Here is a 20,655-nt window from a genome sequence, read left to right as displayed (position 1 = left end):
TTGTGGGTCTGCGTGAGTGGGTGGCACTTCCCGACTTGGGAGTGGCAGGCCTGCGCGCCAAGATCGACACCGGCGCCAGTACCTCAAGCCTGCATGCCACCGAGATCGAGCCATTTGAGCGCGACGGTGCAAAGTGGGTGCGCTTCACCGCGCACCTGGGCAGCGTGGTGCAACTGCGTCACCGGCGCTGCGAAGCACCGCTGGTGGCGATGAAAACCATTAAAAGCTCCAACGGCCAGGCCCAGGTGCGGTATGTGATCAGCACCACCCTGGCCCTGGGCGATCGGGTATGGCGGGTGGAATTCACCCTCGCCTGCCGCAAGGCCATGCGTTACCGCCTGTTGCTGGGCTCCAAGGCCCTGATTGACGGCCAACTGGTGGTCAGTCCCGGCGTCAAATACGTTCAAGACAAGCCGGTGTTCCCGGTCTCTACTACCTCTGCCACAGGTGCTGCATGAAGATCGCTGTGCTGTCGCGTAACCCGCGTCTGTATTCCACCCGTCGCCTGGTCGAGGCCGGCACCGAACGTGGCCATGAGATGGTGGTGATCGATACGTTGCGCGCCTATATGAACATTGCCAGTCATAAGCCGCAGATCCACTACCGGGGCAAACCGCTGGAAGGCTTCGATGCGGTGATCCCGCGTATCGGTGCTTCCGTGACGTTCTATGGCTGCGCGGTACTGCGCCAGTTTGAAATGATGGGGGTGTCTCCCCTCAATGAATCGGTGGCTATCGCCCGTTCGCGGGACAAGCTGCGCTCGCTGCAGTTGCTGTCGCGCCGTGGCATTGGCTTGCCGGTCACCGGCTTTGCGCACTCCCCGGATGACATTCCCGACCTGATCGAGATGGTCAACGGCGCGCCGCTGGTGATCAAGGTGCTGGAAGGTACCCAGGGCATCGGCGTGGTGCTGTGTGAAACCGCGACTGCGGCCGAGTCGGTGATCGAGGCGTTCATGGGCCTCAAGCAGAACATCATGGTGCAGGAGTACATCAAGGAAGCCGGCGGTGCGGATATCCGCTGCTTCGTGGTGGGCGACAAGGTGATTGCCGCGATGAAGCGCCAGGCCAAGCCGGGTGAGTTTCGGTCCAACCTGCACCGTGGCGGCAGTGCCAGCCTGATCAAGATCACCCCGGAAGAACGCATGACCGCACTGCGGGCAGCCAAGGTCATGGGGTTGAGCGTGGCGGGTGTGGATATATTGCGCTCCAACCACGGGCCGCTGGTGATGGAGGTGAACTCGTCACCGGGCCTGGAAGGAATTGAGACCACCACCGGCAAGGATGTGGCGGGGATCATCATTCAGCATCTGGAGAAGAGTGGTGGGCCGAATATGACGCGCACCAAAGGCAAGGGCTGAATACACCCGACCTATAAAGCACCGCAAAACCAGTGTGGGAGCGGGCTTGCTCGCGAAGGCGGTGGATCAGTCGACATTTCTATGGACTGGCCCACCGCCTTCGCGAGCAAGCCCGCTCCCACATTTAGACCGCGTCCCTGGGCAACATCAGCCCCAACGGCAAGCGCACTCGCGCTTCCAGGCCGCCATCCGGCCGGTTGCGCAATTCGACATTGCCGCCATGCATCGAAGCAATCCGCCGCACAATCGCCAGCCCCAGGCCCGTGCCTTTGCCACCCCGGGCACGGTCGCCTCGGGTGAACGGGTTGAAGATACCTTCCAGTTCCGCCGGATCGATACCGGCCCCACGGTCCATGACACTCAGCACCACGTAAGGCGCGCTGGTATCCCCGGAAACGTAGGCTGCTACTTCCACATCGGAACCGGCGTGATGCAGCGCGTTACCAATCAGGTTATTCAGCAGGCGCTTCATCGAAACCCGACGCAACGCGAACGGCTGGATCGGCTCCAGGCGCATGCGCACCTGCTCACCGTTCTGGTTGTAGGGCGCCACCACCTCACGTACCAGGTCCGTCAGGTCGACCTCTTCCACCACCTCGTCCCGGCCATCGCGGATAAACGCCAGGAACTGGTCGAGAATCGCGTCCATGTCCTCGATGTCTCGAACCATGTCGTCGGTAAGGTCGGTGTGGTTACCCATCAGTTCCAGGGAAAGCCGCAGACGCGTCAGCGGCGTGCGCAGGTCATGGGACACCCCCGCCAGCATCAGCTCGCGCTCGCGCCCCGCCTGTTCGACATCCTCGGCCATCTGGTTGAACGCGCTGTACACCTCGGTCATTTCACTCGGCGTATCGCTGATGGGCAGGCGCACACTGCGGCCCTGGCCCAGCTGGCGTGCGGCAAACACCAGGCGCTTGAGCGGCTGGTTGAGCTGGCGCACGAAAATCCAGGCAGACGCGGTGGAAAGCAAGCCAATCGCCAGGAACCAGCCCAGCACGTTCCAGATCTTCTGCCCCCGCAAGGGATGCGGATACAGCGGCACTTTCAGCCAGTCCTCCCCCAGGCTCGGCGCTCGTACCCACAGCGCCGGCGACACATGCATGCGCAGCCGCACCTCGGTGTCTTCACCCAGTTCGGCCTGCATCTGGCGCTGGTAGATTTCGCTGTAGGGCCAATGTTGCTCGCCCTCGGGCACGCCCGCGCCCGCGACCCGGACCAGGGTAGCGGCCTTGGCGATCTTCTCGCGGTTCTCGGGATCTGCGGCCCAGTAGGCGCGCAAGGTCAGCGCGACACCGTGGCTGTACTGCCGGTCCACCAGCACGTCTTCGTTCATCAACAGATAAACCAGTGTCAGGGCCTTGGAAAACAGTACGACGATGAGCACCAGCCAAAGGGTGCGTGAGAAGAAACTCTGCGGGAACCACAACGGGGTTTTCATAAAAGACAGCTGGACACCTTGCAGGAGCGAGCCAAGCTCGCAGAATTGCAAACGCCGGGCAACCGGCTGACTCTTATCGAGTCATCACCGGCACGCCCGCCTCTGCAAATCATCGGTCACTTGGTTGCAGTGCCATCCGGCACAAACACGTAACCCACACCCCACACCGTCTGGATATAACGCGGCTTGGATGGATCGGGCTCGATCATCCGGCGCAGACGGGAGATCTGTACGTCGATGGAGCGCTCGAGGGCGTCCCACTCGCGGCCACGGGCCAGGTTCATCAGCTTGTCGCGGGTCAGCGGCTGGCGAGCGTTCATCACCAGTGCCTTGAGCACGGCGAATTCGCCGGTGGTCAGCATGTGCACTTCATCGCCACGCTTGAGCTCACGGGTGGCCAGCGACAACTCATAGTCGCCGAAGGTCACGCTTTCGTCTTCGCTGCCTGGAGCGCCCGGTACCGGGGCGGCCTGGCGACGCAGTACGGCCTTGACCCGTGCCATCAGCTCGTCCGGGTTGAACGGCTTGGCCAGGTAATCGTCGGCGCCCAGTTCCAGGCCCTTGATGCGGCTCAGCTCATCGCCCTTGGCGGTCAGCATGATGATCGGGATCTGATTGTTGGCGCCGCGCAGGCGTTTGCAGGCGGTCAGGCCGTCTTCGCCGGGCAGCATCAGGTCCAGCACCACCAGGTTGAAGACTTCACGTCCCAACAGGCGGTCCATCTGTTCGGTGTTTGGCACCGCGCGGGCACGGTAGCCCTTGGAGTTGAAGAAACGCTCCAGCAGGCTGCTCAGCCCCGGATCGTCATCAACGATGAGAATTTTTTCGCCTTCAGCAGTTTGTGCAGTGCTGCTCATTAGATGCTCCTCTTATCTCGGCGCGCATTATGGCGTAGCTGCCGTTATACGCACCGTGTGCATTGTTAGCAGATTTTTCCTCTACCGCCAGCGAACCCGCGCCCTACAACCTTGGCGGCAATCCCCCCAAGGGCAGAACGCTGGTTATAATGCGGCGCCTTTGTGCAGGGCAACGTCAGTTCGTTACCGTTTACTGCCAGGGGATTTTTTTCACCCGCTTGTAGTGATTTTTTCGATTTCGAGGGTCAATAGGCTGCCTCTTGACCCAGGCAGCGGCGCCAGACGGGCCGCTCAACCAGCCTCGCGAGCCTTGTTTTCCGGGCCTGCGAGCCTGCTTTCAGAATTTCAGGTGGTTTTATGGACAGCATCAACAGCCGCATCGCCGAGGAACTCGGCGTACGCCCACAACAGGTCGAAGCGGCCGTCGCTCTACTGGATGAAGGCTCCACAGTGCCCTTCATCGCCCGTTACCGTAAAGAAGTCACCGGCAGCCTCGATGATATCCAGTTGCGGCATCTGGAAGAGCGCCTGCGCTACCTGCGAGAACTCGACGAACGGCGTATCAGCATCCTCGCCAGCATTGAAGAGCAAGGCAAGCTGACCCCGCAGCTGGAACGCGACATCAAGCTCGCCGACACCAAGACGCGCCTCGAAGACTTGTACCTCCCGTACAAGCAGAAGCGCCGCACCAAGGGCCAGATCGCCCTGGAAGCCGGCCTCGGCGAGCTGGCCGACGGTCTGTTCAACGACCCGTCCCTGGCCCCGGAAACCGAAGCTGCACGCTTTGTCGATGCCGAAAAAGGCGTGGCCGACGTCAAGGCCGCCCTCGAAGGCGCCAAGTACATCCTCATGGAGCGCTTCGCCGAAGACGCCAACCTGCTGGAAAAACTGCGCAACTACCTGAAGCAGGAAGCCACCCTCAGTGCCCGCGTAATCGCCGGCAAGGAAGAGGAAGGCGCCAAGTTCCGCGATTACTTCGAACACGACGAGCCGCTGAAAAGCATGCCGTCCCACCGTGCACTGGCGATTTTCCGCGGCCGCAACGAAGGCATCCTGAGCTCCGCGCTGAAAGTCGGCGACGAGCTGCCAGGCACCATGCACCCGTGCGAAGGCATGATCGGTCAACAGTTCGGCATCCAGAATCAGAATCGTCCTGCGGACAAGTGGCTCAGTGAGGTCGTGCGCTGGACCTGGAAGGTCAAGCTCTACACCCACCTCGAAACCGACCTGCTGGGCGAGTTGCGCGACGGCGCCGAAACCGAAGCCATCAGCGTATTCGCCCACAACCTGCACGACCTGCTGCTGGCCGCACCCGCCGGCCCACGCGCGACCCTGGGCCTCGACCCGGGCCTGCGCACCGGCTGCAAGGTTGCCGTGGTCGACGCCACCGGCAAGCTGCTGGATCACGCCACGGTTTACCCCCACGTGCCGCACAACAAGTGGGACCAGACCATCGCCATCCTGGCCGCCCTGTGCGCCAAGCACTCGGTGGACCTGATTGCCATCGGCAACGGCACCGCCAGCCGTGAAACCGACAAGCTGGCCGCCGAGCTGATCAAAAAATACCCAGGCATGCAGATGACCAAGGTGATGGTCTCCGAGGCCGGCGCTTCGGTGTACTCCGCGTCTGAACTGGCTTCCAAGGAATTCCCGGACCTCGACGTGTCGATCCGTGGCGCCGTGTCCATTGCTCGCCGCCTGCAGGACCCACTGGCCGAGCTGGTGAAGATCGACCCGAAATCCATCGGCGTCGGCCAGTACCAGCACGACGTGTCGCAGCTGAAACTGGCTCGCGGCCTGGACGCCGTGGTTGAAGACTGCGTGAACGCCGTGGGCGTGGACGTAAACACCGCTTCGGTTGCGCTGCTGGCCCGCATTTCCGGTCTCAACGCCACCCTGGCGCAGAACATCGTGACCCACCGCGACGAAAACGGTGCGTTCAAGACCCGTGCAGCGCTGAAAAAAGTCGCACGCCTTGGCGAAAAAACCTTCGAGCAAGCCGCCGGCTTCCTGCGCGTCATGAACGGTGACAACCCGCTGGATTCCTCGGCTGTCCACCCGGAAGCCTACCCGCTGGTACAACGCATCGCCGCTGAAACCGACCGCGACATCCGCTCGCTGATCGGCGACGCCGCATTCCTCAAGCGCCTGGACCCGAAGAAGTACACCGACGAAACCTTCGGCGTGCCGACCATCACCGACATCCTGCAAGAGCTGGAAAAACCTGGCCGCGACCCGCGTCCCGAGTTCAAGACCGCCGAATTCCAGGAAGGCGTCGAAGACCTCAAGGACCTGCAACTGGGGATGATCCTCGAAGGCGTGGTGACCAACGTGACCAACTTCGGCGCGTTTGTGGATATCGGCGTGCATCAGGACGGTTTGGTGCACATCTCTGCGCTTTCGGAGAAGTTCATCAAGGACCCGCGTGAAGCGGTGAAAGCCGGTGATGTGGTCAAGGTCAAGGTCATGGAAGTCGACATCCCGCGCAAACGCGTCGGCCTGTCGATGCGCATGAGCGACACCCCGGGCGAGAAAATCGACGGTGCCCGCGGCGCACGCCCGGGCTCGGCGCCACGCCAGTCCCAAGGCGCCGCCCCCCGCAAGGAAACCGCTGCGCCAGCCCCGGCCAACAACGCCATGGCTTCGCTGTTCGCCAACGCCAAACAACTGAAGAAACGTTAATGGAACTGCCAGCCGGCTTGACCCACAGCGCGTTCAGCGAACTCATTGGCTGCCGCCTGCAGCGCCTGGAAACCGGTGTTGCCGAGGTGGCCTTGACCCTGGAACCGCAGTTGCGCAACCGCGCTGGCAAGCTCCATGGCGGGGCGATCTTCAGCCTGGTGGACATTGCCATGGGGCTGGCGTGTTCCAGCTCCCATGGTTTCGACCAGCAGAGCGCGACCATCGAATGCAAGATCAACTACATCCGCGCCGTTTCCGACGGCGATGTGCTGTGCACCGCCCGAGTGATTCACCCGGGTCGGCGCACGCTGGTGGTCGAGGCGGACGTGTACCAGGACGAAAAACTGGTCGCAAAAGCACAAGGCACCTTCGCTGTCCTATAGCTCCCTGTCATCGATTTGAGTTAATTTCGGCGCTTCGAAAGTTGCGCCGAACTTTTCCTCGTGCGCGATAGCCAGATTCAGGGACGAGGGCGGCTCTTTCAGAGTGGGTCAATCCGGCTCAAAAACCAGGCGATAACGCCAGTTTCCACTTCACCCTTGTAGACCGTCCTGACCACCCCCATATTGGGGCGACTGACGCGTGAAGGAATCCAACTTGAGCGAACTTCTCAACCGCCGCCTGGCCCTGCTCGGCAAGCACGAACACCTCTCTTTGCTCGAGCAATGCCTGCACGGCATCGAGCGCGAATGCCTGCGCGTCACCGGTGAAGGCCGACTGGCACAAACGCCGCATCCCGAGGCCCTGGGCGCTGCACTGACCCACGAACAGATCACCACCGACTATTCCGAGTCGCTGCTTGAGTTCATCACGCCGGCGTTGCCCAACCCGGCCGATACCCTGAGCAGCCTCGACAAGATCCACCGTTTTGCCTACAGCAAGCTCGGCAGCGAGTACCTGTGGAGTCCATCGATGCCGTGCCCGTTGCCGGCCGAGGAAGATATTCCGATTGCCTACTACGGCACCTCCAACATCGGACAGCTCAAGTACGTGTATCGCAAGGGCCTGGCCCTGCGGTACGGCAAGACCATGCAGTGCATCGCCGGGATCCACTACAACTTTTCCCTGCCGGAAGAACTCTGGCCGTTGCTCAAGGAAGCCGAAGGCTTTGTGGGCACCGACCGGGATTACCAGTCCACGGCCTATATCGCGCTGATCCGCAACTTCCGCCGCTACAGCTGGCTGCTGATGTACCTGTTCGGCGCCTCGCCGGCCCTGGACGCGGGTTTCCTGCGCGGTCGTTCGCACCAGCTCGAAGTGCTGGACGCCGACACCCTGTACCTGCCGTACGCCACCAGCCTGCGCATGAGCGACCTGGGTTACCAGAGCAACGCCCAGGCCGGCCTGACGCCGTGCTACAACGACCTGGCGAGCTACACCGACAGCTTGCGCGAAGCTGTGGCAACACCCTACGCACCGTACGTCGAAGTCGGCACCCATAAGGACGGTGAGTGGGTTCAGCTCAACACCAACATCCTGCAGATCGAAAACGAGTACTACTCCAACATCCGGCCCAAGCGCGTGACCTACACCGGCGAACGGCCGATCCAGGCGCTGATGGCCCGTGGCATCCAGTACATTGAAGTGCGCTGCCTGGACATCAACCCGTTCCTGCCGATGGGCATCGACTTGCAAGAGTCGCGCTTCCTCGATGCGTTCCTGCTGTATTGCGCGCTGAATGACAGCCCGCTGTTCGCCGACAATGAGTGCGGCAACGCCACCTCCAACTTCCTCAGCGTGGTCAAGGAAGGCCGCCGTCCGGGCCTGCAATTGCAGCGCCGTGGCGAATCGGTGGACATGAAGGAATGGGCGGCAGAGCTGCTGGAGCAGATTGCTCCGCTGGCGGCGATGCTGGACCAGAGCCAGGGCATCAATGAACACAGCCAGGCGCTGGACGCGCAGCTGGCGAAGGTCAAGGATTCGTCCCTGACCCCGTCGGCCCAGGTGCTGGCGGCGATGAGCGAGCGTAAAGAGAGCTTTGCGCAGTTCTCGCTGCATCAGAGCCAGGTGCATGCGGAGTACTTCCGCAGCGAGCCGTTGAAGGCAGAGGAACAGGCACGTTTTGAGGAGCTGGCGCGCAGTTCGCTGGCGCAGCAGGCGGAGCTTGAGCAGAACGAAGTGGGCGATTTTGACGTGTTTGTCGGGTCGTACCAGGCGAGCATCCTCGCCATCAGCAACTAAAAGCCTGACACAGACCCCTGTGGGAGCGGGCTTGCTCGCGAAAGCGTTGTATCAGTCGATGTATTCGGTGACTGATTCACCGCTTTCGCGAGCAAGCCCGCTCCCACATTTGACCTACGCGCCTTCTAGCCTGGCGCGCGAGTTTCTCCTCATAAGCTAATTCGAAAATGTTATTTATTTTCGGATTCTTAGATCATTTAGTCTTCTCACACGCCGACCTCCGGCCGCCTGATGAGGACTTCCCCCTTGAAACTGCACTTCCCCCTTCGCCTCTTGGCGGCGTTGTCCCTGGCCGGTGCCAGCCTGTTTGCCCAGGCCGCCGACGTGACCATCGCTTACCAGACCACCGTTGACCCGGCGAAAGTCGCCCAGGCCGACGGCGCGTACGAAAAAGCCACCAACGCCAAGATCGACTGGCGCAAATTCGACAACGGTGCCGACATCATCGCCGCCATCGCTTCCGGTGACGTGCAGATCGGCTACCTCGGTTCCAGCCCGCTGACCGCTGCCGTGACCCGCAAGGTTCCGGTGGAAACCTTCCTGATCGCCACCCAGATCGGCGGGGCCGAGGCCCTGGTGGCCCGCAACGGTTCCGGGATCAACAGCCCGCAGGACCTGATCGGCAAGAAAGTCGCCGTGCCATTCGTTTCCACCGGCCACTACAGCCTGCTGGCCGCGTTGAAGCACTGGAACATCGACCCGTCCAAAGTGACCATCCTCAACCTCGCCCCGCCGGCCATCATCGCCGCCTGGAAACGTGGTGATATCGACGCCACCTACGTGTGGGACCCAGCGCTTGGCGTGGCCAAGGAAAACGGCAAGGTGCTGATCACCTCCGGCGAACTGGCCAAGTTCGGCGCGCCGACCTTCGATGCCTGGATCGTGCGTAAGGATTTCGCCGAGAAGCACCCGGAAATCGTCACGGCTTTTGCCAAGGTCACCCTGGATGCCTATGCCGCTTACCGCAAAGACCCACAAGCCTGGCTGGCTGACAAAGGCAACGTCGACAAACTGGTGAAGCTCTCCGGGGCCAAGGCCAGCGACATTCCGCTGCTGCTGCAAGGCAACGTCTACCCGCTGGCGGCTGACCAGGTCACCCTGCTCGGCGCACCGACCACCAAGGCTGTCACCGATACCGCCGCGTTCCTCAAGGAACAAGGCAAGGTCGACGCCGTACTGCCGGACTACGCCCCGTACGTCAGCCCGAAGTTCATCACTAACTGATACCAGGAGTTAACCGCGATGGCCTTGCTACAACTGGAGCGCATCAGCGCACAGTACCCAGGCAGCCCGGAGCCAGTACTGGCAGATATTTCCCTGAGCCTTGGGCCCCAGCAATTGCTGGTGGCCCTCGGCCCTTCCGGCAGTGGCAAGACTTCGCTGTTGAACCTGATTGCCGGCTTTGTCGAACCCAGCGCCGGGCGCATCACCCTTGACGGTGTGCCGGTAAAAGGACCGAGCGCCGAACGCGGCGTGGTGTTCCAGGACGACGCCCTGCTGCCCTGGCAGGACGTGCTGGCCAACGTCGGCTTCGGCCTGGAGTTGGCAGGCGTGCCCAAGGACCAGCGGGAAATCCGCGCCCGGGAAATGCTCGCCCTGGTGGACCTCGCCGGTTTCGACAGCCGTCGTATCTGGCAACTCTCCGGTGGCCAGAAGCAACGTGTCGGCCTGGCCCGTGCATTGGCTGCCGACCCCCGCGTACTGCTGATGGACGAACCCTTCGGCGCCCTTGATGCCTTCACCCGCGAACAGATGCAGGAGCTGTTGCTGCAAGTCTGGCGGCGCACGGCCAAACCGGTATTCCTGATTACCCACGACATCGAAGAAGCGGTGTTCCTCGCCACGGATTTGATTCTGCTGGCGCCCAACCCCGGCCAGATCGTCGAGCGCCTGAGCCTGGACTTCGGCCAGCGCTACGCCGCCGGTGAGTCGGCACGCGCGATCAAGTCCGACCCGCGCTTTATCGAAACCCGCGAACACGTGCTGGGCAAGGTGTTCTCGCAAAGGCAGGTGTCCGCATGAGCAGTTACGAATTACCGGCCACGGCCGCCAAGCCGGTGAGCAAACCCGTCGTGCCCGTGCGCCGCAGCCTGAGCACCCGCTGGATCAGCGTGCTGACCCTGGTGACCCTGGTTGCCATCTGGTGGGCCGTGACCGCCAGCGGGCTGATCGAGCCGCTGTTCCTGCCACCGCCTTCGGCCGTGCTGCAAAAAGGCTGGCTGCTGGCGACCACCGGCTACATGGACTCCACCCTGTGGCAGCATCTGGGCGCGAGCCTCAAGCGCATCGGCCTGGGCCTCGGCTTTGCCGTGCTGACCGCCGTGCCGGTGGGGATTGCCATCGGTTCCAACCGCATCGCCCGGGGCATTCTCGACCCGCTGATCGAGTTCTACCGGCCGATTCCACCACTGGCCTACCTGCCGCTGATCGTGATCTGGTGCGGCATCGGCGAGTTGTCCAAAGTACTGCTGATCTACCTGGCGATTTTCGCGCCGATCGCCATCGCGACCGCCACCGGCGTACGTACCGTCGACCCGGCCAAACTGCGCGCTGCGCAGTCGTTGGGCGCTACCCGGGCACAACTGATTCGCCATGTGATCCTGCCGAGCGCCCTGCCCGACATCCTCACCGGCGTGCGAATTGGCCTGGGCGTGGGTTGGTCGACCCTGGTAGCCGCAGAATTGATCGCGGCCACCAGCGGCCTGGGCTTCATGGTGCAGTCCGCCGCGCAATTCCTGGTCACCGACGTGGTGGTGCTGGGGATTCTGGTGATCGCGCTGATCGCCTTCGCCATGGAAATGGGCTTGCGTGCCCTGCAGCGCAAATTGGTGCCGTGGCATGGCCAGGCACACTGAAAAATTTTCGACGAGAATCCCATGAGCAGCCTGACCGTAACACCTCTCAGCACCGCCCTTGGCGCCCAGATCAGTGGCGTCGACATCACCCAACCGTTGAACATTGAAGACCGCGACGCCATCGAACAGGCGCTGCTCAAGCATTCGGTGCTGTTCTTCCGCAACCAGCCGATCAACCCGCAGCAACAGGCGCGGTTCGCGGCGAATTTCGGCGACCTGCACATTCACCCGATCTACCCCAACGTGCCGGAGCAGCCAGAAGTGCTGATCCTCGACACCGCCGTGACCGACGTGCGCGACAACGCCATCTGGCACACCGACGTGACCTTCCTCCCGACCCCGGCCCTCGGCGCGGTGCTCAGCGCCAAGCTGCTGCCGGAGTTTGGTGGCGATACGTTGTGGGCCAGCGGGATTGCCGCGTATGAGGCGCTGTCCGAGCCGTTCAAGAAACTGTTGGACGGTTTGACGGCAACCCATGACTTCACCCGCTCCTTCCCGCTGGAGCGTTATGGCAACACGCCGGAAGATTTGGCGCGCTGGGAAGAAGCCCGGCGCAAGAACCCGCCGCTGTCTCATCCGGTGATTCGTACCCACCCGGTGAGCGGGCGTAAGTCGCTGTTCGTCAGCGAGGGGTTCACCAGCAAGATCAACGAACTGGAGCCGGCGGAAAGCGACGTGGTGTTGAAGCTGCTGTTTGCCCATGCAACACGGCCGGAATTCACCATTCGCTGGCGTTGGCAGGAAAATGACGTGGCGTTCTGGGATAACCGCGTGACCCAGCATTACGCGGTGGATGATTACCGGCCGCAGCGGCGGGTGATGCATCGGGCGACGATTCTTGGAGATGTGCCGTTCTAGCAGGCACACCACAAATCAAATGTGGGAGCGGGCTTGCTCGCGAAAGCGGTGAATCAGTCGACACATCCAGTGACTGACACTCCGCTTTCGCGAGCAAGCCCGCTCCCACATTGGGTAGAGGTTGATGCAGGAATCGGGCTCTACCGCTTATTCAGCCGTAGACGGCTTCTCCCACAAGTTAATCCCGCCTTCCTGGGCAAACCGATCAATCTCCGCCAGTTCCTGCGCGCTGAAGCTCAGGTTCTGCAACGCACCGACGTTTTCAATGATCTGCTCCGGCCGGCTCGCGCCGATCAGGGCGCTGGTGACCCGTGGATCACGCAACGTCCACGCCAACGCCATCTGCGCCAGGCTCTGGCCACGGCGCTTGGCAATTTCATTCAGCGCGCGGGCGTGGGCGATGTTGGCCTCGGACAAGTGCTTGGCCTGCAACGAACCACCCCCCGGACGATTGACCCGCGCATCCGCCGGTACGCCGTTGAGGTATTTGTCGGTCAGCAGGCCCTGGGCCAATGGCGTGAACGCGATCACCCCGGCACCGAGTTCTTCGGTGACGTCCAGCAGGTCTTTTTCCACCCAGCGGTTGAGCAGGTTGTAGGCCGGCTGGTGGATCAGCAGCGGGACTTTCCACTCCTGGAGCAGCGCCGCAATTTCCCGGGTTTTCACGCCGGAGTAGGACGAGATCCCGATGTACAACGCCTTGCCCTGTTGCACGGCGGTGGCCAGTGCGCTGGCGGTTTCTTCCAGCGGGGTGTCGGCATCAAAACGGTGGGAGTAGAAGATGTCCACGTAGTCGACGCCCAGGCGTTGCAGGCTCTGGTCGAGGCTCGCCAGCACGTACTTGCGCGAACCGCCACCCTGGCCATAAGGGCCCGGCCACATGTCCCAGCCCGCCTTGCTGGAGATGATCAGTTCATCGCGGTAATGCTTGAAGTCTTCCCGCAGCAAACGACCGAAGTTGATCTCGGCGCTGCCGTATGGAGGGCCGTAGTTGTTGGCCAGGTCGAAGTGGTTGATACCCAGGTCGAACGCGGTGCGCAGCAAGGCGCGCTGGGTATCGATCGGGGTGCTGTCGCCAAAGTTGTGCCACAGCCCCAGGGACAGTGCCGGCAGCACCAGTCCGCTGCGACCTACGCGGCGGTAAGGAATAGATTCATAGCGGTTTTCGGCAGCAATGTAAGTCATCGAATCCTCTCTTGGACTTGGGGCAAATAAGGCCCGGGAATAAGCATATTCCCGGGCCTTTTAAGCAGCTGAATCGCTTAAGTCTGCCTATCCCTTTTACAGCAAAGTCCTACCAGAGTGGAACGACGTAGCTTACATAGAAGCGGTTTTCATCTTGCACCGTGGCACCGGTGATATCCGGGCTGGCGTGGGCATTTCGCCAGGTTACGCCGAGGCCTTTGAGGGTGCCGGTGGGCACCTGGTAAGCCACGGTGACGTTACGTTCCCATTCACTGGTAGTGCCTTGGGTGGTGCGGATGTCATCGCCGTGTGCGTAGGACGTGGCGAAGGTCAGGCCGTTAAGGCCGAGTTTGCCGAAGTCATATTTGTACTGCGCCAGCCAGGTGCGCTCGCCGGCATGCTGGAATTTGTTCAGTTGCATGTTGGTGAGTGCCGGGGTGTCGGCGCCCGAGCCCGGGCCCTGGTTGCTGGCACCGCTGTTCAGGCCGGAATCCAGGTACGGGAAGTCGCTGTCGCCGCTGTTTTTCTGGATGCCCAGGCCGACGGTGTGGCCGTCCAGGCTGTAGCTTTCCAACAGGCTGACGGTGGACTGGTTGATGCGGCCCTTGGAGGTGCCATCGCCGTAGAGACCCGCAGCCGAATAGTCTTTGTCGCCCGCGGCGTTTTCACCCACACCCAGGCTGCGGTACAGGCGCACGTCGGTGTCGATCGCGCCGACAGGCAAGGCGTCATGGCGCTTGGCACCGAGGAAGAACTGCTGGTAGTAATCCTCAAGGTTGGAGTACCACAGGCTGACGGTGGTGTCCGGCAAACCTTTGTAGTCCGCGCCGCCGTAGAGGAAGCGATCGCTCTCTTTGGTACCGCCGGCGGTGATCATGCCCTGGTCGCCGGTTTCGTTGCGGATCTTGGTCTTGAGGATGTCACCGGCGGTAAAGGTGAAGTCGGTCAAGTCCTTGGAAACCAACTGCACGCCGGTGTTGGTCTGCTGGTACAGGCGGCCGTCGGTGTTGGCCAGCACCGGGCTGTTGCCGTACAGCGTACCGACGCGCAATTCATCCTGGGCGAAGCGCATCTTGAAGGTCGGGCTGAGCACGCCGAACTGGTCGGCCGACTTGCCGTTATCCAGCGGGAACATGCTGCCGGGGTAGCGGCCCTGGTGATCCTTGTCATTGAGGTCGCCGCCGGAGTCCAGTTTCAAACCGTAGAACGCCTGCAGGTCCAGGCCAAAGCCCACCGGCCCATCGGTGTAGCCGGACTTGAAGTTGAACTCAAAACCCTGGCCCCAATCGCGGATGCTGTGGGCCTTGTTATTGCTGTTCACCACATCCCGCCCCTGCTGGTTGAGGTAGCGGTTGAGCAGGGTCACGTCGGCGTGGCTGTCATCGATAAAATCGGCGTGGGCGGACAGCATAAAGCTCGCCATGGCGGCACCCACCATGGGGCTTAATAACGTCTTCATTGGTACCGGTCTCCGTCACTGTTCTGAAATGAAAGCGTCAAACGCTTCACACAATTAGGCGATGGCCATGTGACAGTTCGGAGTCAAAACACCCTTTACCCGGATGAAATTAAATTTAAGAAACCCAGTAAAGACGCGGGTTAGCGGGCAGTGGCGAAGATTTCGGCGAGCCAATCGACGAACACTCGCACCCTCGGCGACATGTGTCGGTTTTGCGGGTAGAGCACCGAAACCGGCATGGGCGGCGGTGGTGTATCAATGAGGATTTCCTGCATCACGCCCTGGTTGATCAGCTCGGCGATGCGGTAGTGCGGGCACTGGATAATGCCCAGTCCGGCGACTGCGCTGGCGGCATAAATCTCTGCGCCGAACACCGACAGCGCCCCCTCGATCGTCACTTCCTGCACCTGGCCGTCGACCATGAATTCGAAGGGGAACAGCTTCGCGGTGGTGCGTGAAACATAGTTCACCGCACGGTGCTCGCCCAGGTCGGCGAGGCGCTTCGGCTCGCCGTATTTGCGCAGGTAGGCCGGGCTCGCGCAGGTCACCTGGCGCAGCGTCGCAACCCGGCGACCGATCAACGCCGAATCCCCCAGGGTGCCCGCCCGCAGCACACAATCCACGCCTTCGGCGATCAGGTCGACGAAGCGGTCCGCCTCGCTGATGGACAGCTCGATTTCCGGGTAGCGCGCCATGAATTGCGGCAGCGCCGGAATCACGAAGTACTTGGCCAGGGTGCCGTGCAAATCCACCCGCAGGCGGCCCTTGGGGGCCACCGAACGGAAGGCCAGTTCCGCCTCTTCCAGCTCCGCCAGCAGTTGCACACAGCGCAGGTAGTAGGCCTCGCCATCCAGCGTGGGGCGGACGCGGCGGGTGCTGCGTTCCAGCAGGCGCGTGCCGAGCCAGGCCTCGAACTGGTTGAGGGTGTGGGTCAGGGTGGCGCGCGGCAGGTTCAGGTCATCGGCCGCCAGCGTGAAGCTGCTGCGTTCGTAAATCCTCACGAACACTTTCATCGCTTTGACCTGGTCCACGGCGCGTCTCCATTGTTGGCGATTCTTGAACAGTCAAGGCAACTCTGGCGCATTTATCGGCCTGGGTAAACATGTGAATCTGCTTCCACACCCAACCACTGCCCCAAGGAAACCCGATCATGACTACCCAAGTTGCTATCGTTACCGGCGCCTCACGCGGCATCGGCGCCGTGGTTGCCAGACAACTGGCCGCCGACGGTTATGCCGTCGCCATCAACTACGCCAACAGCGCCACCGAAGCGTCAAGGCTGGTAGTGGAGTTGCGCCAGGCCGGCCACCAAGCCATAGCGATCCAGGGCGACGTGGCCAGCGCCGCCGACGTCAAGCGCCTGTTCGACGAGACCGAAGCCCAGCTGGGCAAGGTTGATGTGCTGATCAACAACGCCGGGATCCTCAAGGTGCTGCCGCTGGCCCAACACAGCGATGAGCTCTACAACCAGAACTTCGACATCCATACCCGCGGCACCTTCAACGCCCTGCGTGAAGCCGCCACCCGCCTGAACGACGGCGGGCGCATCGTCAATTTCTCCAGCAGCACCGTCGGCCTCAACTTCCCCGGTTATGCGGTGTACATCGCCAGCAAGGCAGCGGTGGAATCCCTGACCCAGGTGTTCGCCAAGGAAATGCGCGGCCGGCGCATCACCGTCAACGCCGTTGCCCCGGGGCCGGTGGCGACCGAACTGTTCCTGCATGGCAAAAGCGAAGAGCAGATCCAGGGCCTGGCCAAGATGGCACCGCTGGAACGCCTGGGCCAACCGGAAGATATCGCCAGCGTGGTGGCGTTCCTGGTGAGCCCGGCCGGTGGTTGGGTGAACGGGCAAATCCTGCGGGCCAATGGTGGTTTGGTCTGAAGGCCGGCAAACGCTCGTTCAACGGCAAACTACTATTGTGGCGAGGGAGCTTGCTCCCGCTGGAGTGCGCAGCGCTCCCATCTTTTTTGGGGCCGCTGCGCAGCCCAGCGGGAGCAAGCTCCCTCGCCACAGGTTTGCTGTCCATGGAAAATCAGCGGGTATCAGGAGACTTCAGATATGCACACCGCCCTCGTCATCACCTGCGGCCTGATCCTCCTCGCGCTGATGCTGTTCATCGGCCAAAAGCTGGGCGTCAGCCGGCACATTCTGGCCTACAGCTTTGTCGGGATCTGGCTGGTGGTGTCGGTGGTGAACGGCGCGGTAGGCGTGGTCACTGCCGGCCAGCCCCTGATCTCGGAGCTGGTGATCGGCAGCGGGGTATTCGGTGCGCCGTTGGTGGCACTGGCCCTGTTTATCAGGGCCTGAGCCTTAACGAACCAGGTGCAGGAACTGCATGTGCCGTTCGTACTGGTCGAGGATGTCGTTGATGATCTGCTCCTTGGTGTAGCCCACCAGATCGTAGTCCTGACTGCCCTCGCTCAAGTGCACTTCCGCCCGGTAGTAGCGGCGGTTGTTGAGCTGCTTGGAACCCATGCCGCCCCGTGCGAATGACGGGGTGAAATAGCCGCGCATCTGCACCTGATACACAAACGGGTGCTGCTCGCCGTGGCCGATCTCCAGGCTGACGCTGTCATTGGCCGGGTCAGGCTGGGTGACCACGTTGAGGCCTTTTTCGACAAACACCGCCGTCACTTCTTCGATGGCCGGGCGCACCGTGGTCTCGAGGAAACGGTACACCTCATCCCGTGACGGGAAATGCACCGCCTGGCTCAGGCGCTGGCGCCAACCGCCCGTGCCCTTGCGTGAGCCCGATACCGGCGCGAGGGAATGCATCTGCGCAATCTGCTTCTGCGACTCAAGGTAGAACGCCTTGTGCAGCCCCCACATCATCAGCAGCAGGATCATCGAGAACGGCAGCGAGGTCAGTACCACGGCCGACTTGAGCGAGTCGATGCTGCCGGCAAACAGCAGCGCGCTGGTCACCAACGCGGTCATCGCGCCCCAGAACACCCGCAGCCACTTCGGCCCGTCTTCATCGGCGTTGCCGCCTTTGGCCGACAAGGTCGAGAGCACCACCGTGCCAGAGTCGGCCGAGGTGACGAAGAACACGAAGCTGATAAACACCGTGACCGCGATCACCGTCTTGCTCCACGGGTAGGTTTCCAGCAGCAGGTAGAGGCTCATCGACGGGTCATCAATGGCCGACTGTCCCAGCGCCGTAAGGCCGTGGTTGAGCACCTGGTCGATGGCGCTGTTGCCGAAGATCGACATCCACGCCAGGGTGAAGCCCAGCGGGATCAACAGCACGCCGAACACGAATTCACGGATGGTACGACCGCGGGAAATGCGCGCGATAAACAGGCCTACGAACGGCGACCATGCGATCCACCAGGCCCAATAGAACACGGTCCAGCCGCCCAGCCAGTCGCTCGGTTTGTCGTAGGCGTAGAGGTCGAAACTCTTGGTCGGCAAGGCGCCGAGGTAGTCGCCGATGTTCTGGATCAGGGTGTTGAGCAAGTGTTGGGTAGGGCCGGCGAACAACACGAACAGCAGCAGCGCACAGGCCAGCAGCATGTTGATGTCGGACATCACCCGCACGCCCTTGTCGACGCCGGAGACCGCCACCAGGATCGCCGCGCCCATCATCAAGGTGATGAGGCCGACCTGGATCCACTGGGTGTGGGCCACGCCGAACAGGTAATCGAGCCCGGAGTTGAGGTGCAACACGCCAAAGCCCATGTCGGCGCCGAGGCCGAACACCGTGGCGATGATGCCGAAGCCGTCCACCGCATAACCGATGGGGCCGTTGATGCGCTTGCCGATCAGCGGGTACAGCGCCGAGCGCAACGCCAGCGGTAGGTTATGCCGGTAGGCGAAGTACGCCAGGGCCATGCCGACGAAGGCGAACACGCCCCAGCCATGCAGGCCCCAGTGCAGAAACAGGATCTGCATGGCCTGGCGCGCGGCGTCACCGTTCAGGGCCTCGCCCTGGGGCGGTTGCACCAGGTGAGTCAGGGGTTCGGACACGCAGAAGAAAAACAGCGTGATGCTGATCCCGGCGGCGAACAGCATGCCGGCCCAGGACAGGTAACTGAATTCGGGCTCGTCGTGGTCGGCACCGAGTTTGATCTTGCCGTAGCCCGATAACGCGGTGACCACCACGAAGACCAGATACAGGGTCATCGCCAGCATGTAGTACCAGCCGACCGTGTTGGCCGCCCAGTTTTGTGCGGCCAGCAGCCAGGCGCCGGCTTGTTCGGGAATCGCGATGACGGTCAGGCCGAACAGCAGGATGAAGCTCGCGGCGAAGTAAAACACCGGCGGGTTCATGCGGACCAGACCGCTGGAAGGTGTGGACGATGCACTCATGTAGGGCGCACCTCAAGGGTATGGGATGTGGCTGTAAAAAACGGACTCAGCAAAGGTAAGCCTCCTGTTGTGAGCGGGCAGCGAACCACCGATTTAACTTGAACGAACAGTCAAGTTAAACATGGATAGGGGTTTGAGGACTAATCGCAGGGCCGAGTGGTAGGTGTTTCCTACACTAGCTCAAGGAAAGGTATGACGTATGGGGATGACGAAACGTTCAGCGATTGCTGAGTGAAATACGGCTCGAATTTGAGTAGTGCGGCTCAAATTTGGAATGCAGACAAAATGTGGGAGCGGGCTTGCTCGCGAATGCGGCGTGTCAGCCAACACTTCTGGCGACTGATACACCGCATTCGCGAGCAAGCCCGCTCCCACATTGGATCTGTGTGATCGTTAGAGAGGGCGCTGCTCTATTTCTGCGTCCCATCATCATGCTGCAGATTCGCCTGGGTCAGGTTCGCCCCCGCCGGCACACTGCGCGTCAGCCACACATTGCCGCCAATGGTCGAGCCCTTGCCAATCGTAATCCGCCCCAGGATCGTCGCCCCGGCGTAGATCACCACATCATCCTCGACAATCGGATGCCGCGGATGGCCTTTCTGCAATTGCCCATCCTCATCCGCCGGGAAACGCTTGGCGCCCAATGTCACGGCCTGGTAGATCCGTACCCGCTCGCCGATGATCGCCGTCTCGCCAATCACCACACCCGTCCCGTGGTCGATAAAGAAGCTCGGGCCGATCTGCGCGCCCGGGTGAATATCAATCCCGGTCGCCGAATGCGCGATTTCCGCGCTGATGCGCGCCAGCAACGGCAAGCCTGCCCGATACAAGTGGTGCGCCAAGCGATGGTGAATCACCGCCAAGATCCCCGGGTAGCACAACAGCACTTCATCCACGCTGCGCGCCGCCGGGTCGCCGTGGTAGGCGGCGAGCACGTCGGTGTCCAACAGGCTGCGCAAGCCTGGCAACGCCAGGGCGAAATCCTGGATCAGGTGGATGGCATGGGCGTCGACTTCACTGTCATCCTGGCCACCTTGCCGCGCGGCATATCGCAGCTCCAGGCGCGCCTGGGCGAGCAATGCATTCAGCGCCACATCCAGGGTGTGGCCGACGTAGAAGTCTTCGCTTTCTTCACGCAGGTCCACCGGCCCCAGACGCATGGGGAACAGCGCACCACACAACGCCTCGAGAATCTGCGCCACGGCTTCCCGTGAAGGCAGCTCGCGCCCGCCCTGCTCGCCGCTGACCCGGCCGTTGCGGGTGCGCCACTGGTCCCGGGCGCTGCGCAGCTGGCTGACGATGGTCTGTAATTGCCAATGACTGGAACGCTCACTCACGGTCTTCACTCCTGACGAAATGCCCATCACTTTACGGCAAGGAACCTGAGCGTCCTTAAGAACCAATAGTGCAATGCTAATAACCCGTCGACATAAGCGATTGGCGGTTGCCGACGCAAAAGTGCCTGCCT

General features: G+C 62.0%; 18 protein-coding genes. 11 read left to right on the top strand and 7 right to left on the bottom strand.

Annotated elements, in window-relative coordinates; genetic code table 11:
- Positions 1-8 precede the first annotated feature (8 nt).
- Both V6607_RS01350 and rimK read left to right on the top strand, forming a co-directional pair.
- Positions 9-458, top strand: a complete 450-nt coding sequence (locus V6607_RS01350) for an ATP-dependent zinc protease (RefSeq protein ID WP_172834587.1) — start codon at positions 9-11, stop codon at positions 456-458.
- Entirely contained in the window at positions 455-1,360 is a 906-nt protein-coding gene (gene rimK, locus V6607_RS01345; RefSeq protein ID WP_003213178.1) for a 30S ribosomal protein S6--L-glutamate ligase, read from the top strand. Before V6607_RS01350 ends, rimK begins: the two co-directional genes overlap by 4 nt.
- A gap of 124 nt (positions 1,361-1,484) precedes the next feature.
- Here the strand turns inward: rimK and V6607_RS01340 are convergent, their stop codons facing one another.
- Together V6607_RS01340 and ompR are read right to left on the bottom strand one after the other, a co-directional pair.
- A complete protein-coding gene (locus V6607_RS01340; protein ID WP_003213176.1) occupies positions 1,485-2,798 on the bottom strand; it encodes an ATP-binding protein in 1,314 nt (437 codons plus the stop codon).
- 116 nt (positions 2,799-2,914) lie between these two features.
- Complete coding sequence (gene ompR, locus V6607_RS01335) at positions 2,915-3,655, bottom strand: two-component system response regulator OmpR (RefSeq protein WP_003213175.1); 741 nt, start codon at positions 3,653-3,655, stop codon at positions 2,915-2,917.
- 357 nt (positions 3,656-4,012) lie between these two features.
- Between ompR and V6607_RS01330 the strand changes: the two genes are divergently transcribed.
- The 7 genes from V6607_RS01330 to tauD all read left to right on the top strand — a co-directional run bounded on the left by V6607_RS01330 (position 4,013) and on the right by tauD (position 12,231).
- Positions 4,013-6,337 carry a Tex family protein gene (locus V6607_RS01330; RefSeq protein WP_102367889.1) on the top strand — a complete coding sequence of 775 codons (2,325 nt, stop codon included), beginning with the start codon at positions 4,013-4,015 and terminating at the stop codon, positions 6,335-6,337.
- Positions 6,337-6,720 carry a PaaI family thioesterase gene (locus tag V6607_RS01325; RefSeq protein WP_003213170.1) on the top strand — a complete coding sequence of 128 codons (384 nt, stop codon included), beginning with the start codon at positions 6,337-6,339 and terminating at the stop codon, positions 6,718-6,720. Before V6607_RS01330 ends, V6607_RS01325 begins: the two co-directional genes overlap by 1 nt.
- 214 nt (positions 6,721-6,934) lie before the next feature.
- Entirely contained in the window at positions 6,935-8,518 is a 1,584-nt protein-coding gene (gshA, locus tag V6607_RS01320) for a glutamate--cysteine ligase (RefSeq protein ID WP_003213168.1), read from the top strand.
- Positions 8,519-8,764: 246 nt separating this feature from the next.
- Positions 8,765-9,742: a taurine ABC transporter substrate-binding protein gene (gene tauA / locus V6607_RS01315; protein ID WP_003213167.1), complete on the top strand. Its 978-nt coding sequence runs from the start codon at positions 8,765-8,767 to the stop codon at positions 9,740-9,742.
- Between the two features lie 18 nt (positions 9,743-9,760).
- Positions 9,761-10,540, top strand: a complete 780-nt coding sequence (tauB, locus tag V6607_RS01310; protein WP_023659332.1) for a taurine ABC transporter ATP-binding subunit — start codon at positions 9,761-9,763, stop codon at positions 10,538-10,540.
- Positions 10,537-11,373 carry a taurine ABC transporter permease TauC gene (gene tauC, locus V6607_RS01305; protein ID WP_134325545.1) on the top strand — a complete coding sequence of 279 codons (837 nt, stop codon included), beginning with the start codon at positions 10,537-10,539 and terminating at the stop codon, positions 11,371-11,373. Before tauB ends, tauC begins: the two co-directional genes overlap by 4 nt.
- A 21-nt stretch (positions 11,374-11,394) precedes the next feature.
- On the top strand, positions 11,395-12,231 hold the full coding sequence (gene tauD / locus V6607_RS01300) for a taurine dioxygenase (protein WP_003213162.1): 837 nt from the start codon (positions 11,395-11,397) through the stop codon (positions 12,229-12,231).
- A 147-nt stretch (positions 12,232-12,378) separates the two neighbouring features.
- Here the strand turns inward: tauD and mgrA are convergent, their stop codons facing one another.
- The 3 genes from mgrA to V6607_RS01285 all read right to left on the bottom strand — a co-directional run bounded on the left by mgrA (position 12,379) and on the right by V6607_RS01285 (position 15,906).
- A complete protein-coding gene (gene mgrA, locus V6607_RS01295; protein WP_003211877.1) occupies positions 12,379-13,416 on the bottom strand; it encodes an L-glyceraldehyde 3-phosphate reductase in 1,038 nt (345 codons plus the stop codon).
- Positions 13,417-13,525: 109 nt separating this feature from the next.
- Positions 13,526-14,854 (bottom strand): OprD family outer membrane porin, encoded by a 1,329-nt coding sequence (locus tag V6607_RS01290; RefSeq protein ID WP_134327613.1) that lies wholly within the window; start codon positions 14,852-14,854, stop codon positions 13,526-13,528.
- A gap of 161 nt (positions 14,855-15,015) precedes the next feature.
- The gene (locus V6607_RS01285; protein ID WP_008435806.1) at positions 15,016-15,906 is read right to left on the bottom strand and encodes a LysR family transcriptional regulator; all 891 of its coding nucleotides are present in this window, start codon (positions 15,904-15,906) and stop codon (positions 15,016-15,018) included.
- A 119-nt stretch (positions 15,907-16,025) separates the two neighbouring features.
- Here V6607_RS01285 and V6607_RS01280 point away from each other — a divergent pair, with 119 nt between their 5' ends.
- Both V6607_RS01280 and V6607_RS01275 read left to right on the top strand, forming a co-directional pair.
- Entirely contained in the window at positions 16,026-16,757 is a 732-nt protein-coding gene (locus V6607_RS01280) for an SDR family oxidoreductase (protein ID WP_134325543.1), read from the top strand.
- A 177-nt stretch (positions 16,758-16,934) separates the two neighbouring features.
- A complete protein-coding gene (locus V6607_RS01275) occupies positions 16,935-17,183 on the top strand; it encodes a hypothetical protein (protein ID WP_134325541.1) in 249 nt (82 codons plus the stop codon).
- Positions 17,184-17,186: 3 nt separating this feature from the next.
- Here V6607_RS01275 and betT read toward each other — a convergent pair whose 3' ends face one another.
- Positions 17,187-19,148 carry a choline transporter BetT gene (gene betT / locus V6607_RS01270; protein ID WP_003211865.1) on the bottom strand — a complete coding sequence of 654 codons (1,962 nt, stop codon included), beginning with the start codon at positions 19,146-19,148 and terminating at the stop codon, positions 17,187-17,189.
- A 449-nt stretch (positions 19,149-19,597) separates the two neighbouring features.
- Positions 19,598-20,524 carry a serine O-acetyltransferase EpsC gene (epsC, locus tag V6607_RS01265; RefSeq protein WP_003211862.1) on the bottom strand — a complete coding sequence of 309 codons (927 nt, stop codon included), beginning with the start codon at positions 20,522-20,524 and terminating at the stop codon, positions 19,598-19,600.
- Positions 20,525-20,655 lie beyond the last annotated feature (131 nt).

The sequence above is a fragment of the Pseudomonas sp. KK18 genome, assembly GCF_037094675.1.
Classification (GTDB): Bacteria; Pseudomonadota; Gammaproteobacteria; order Pseudomonadales; family Pseudomonadaceae; genus Aquipseudomonas.
Note: the sequence above shows the minus strand (reverse complement) of the source record. Positions and strands in the feature narration are given on the sequence as shown.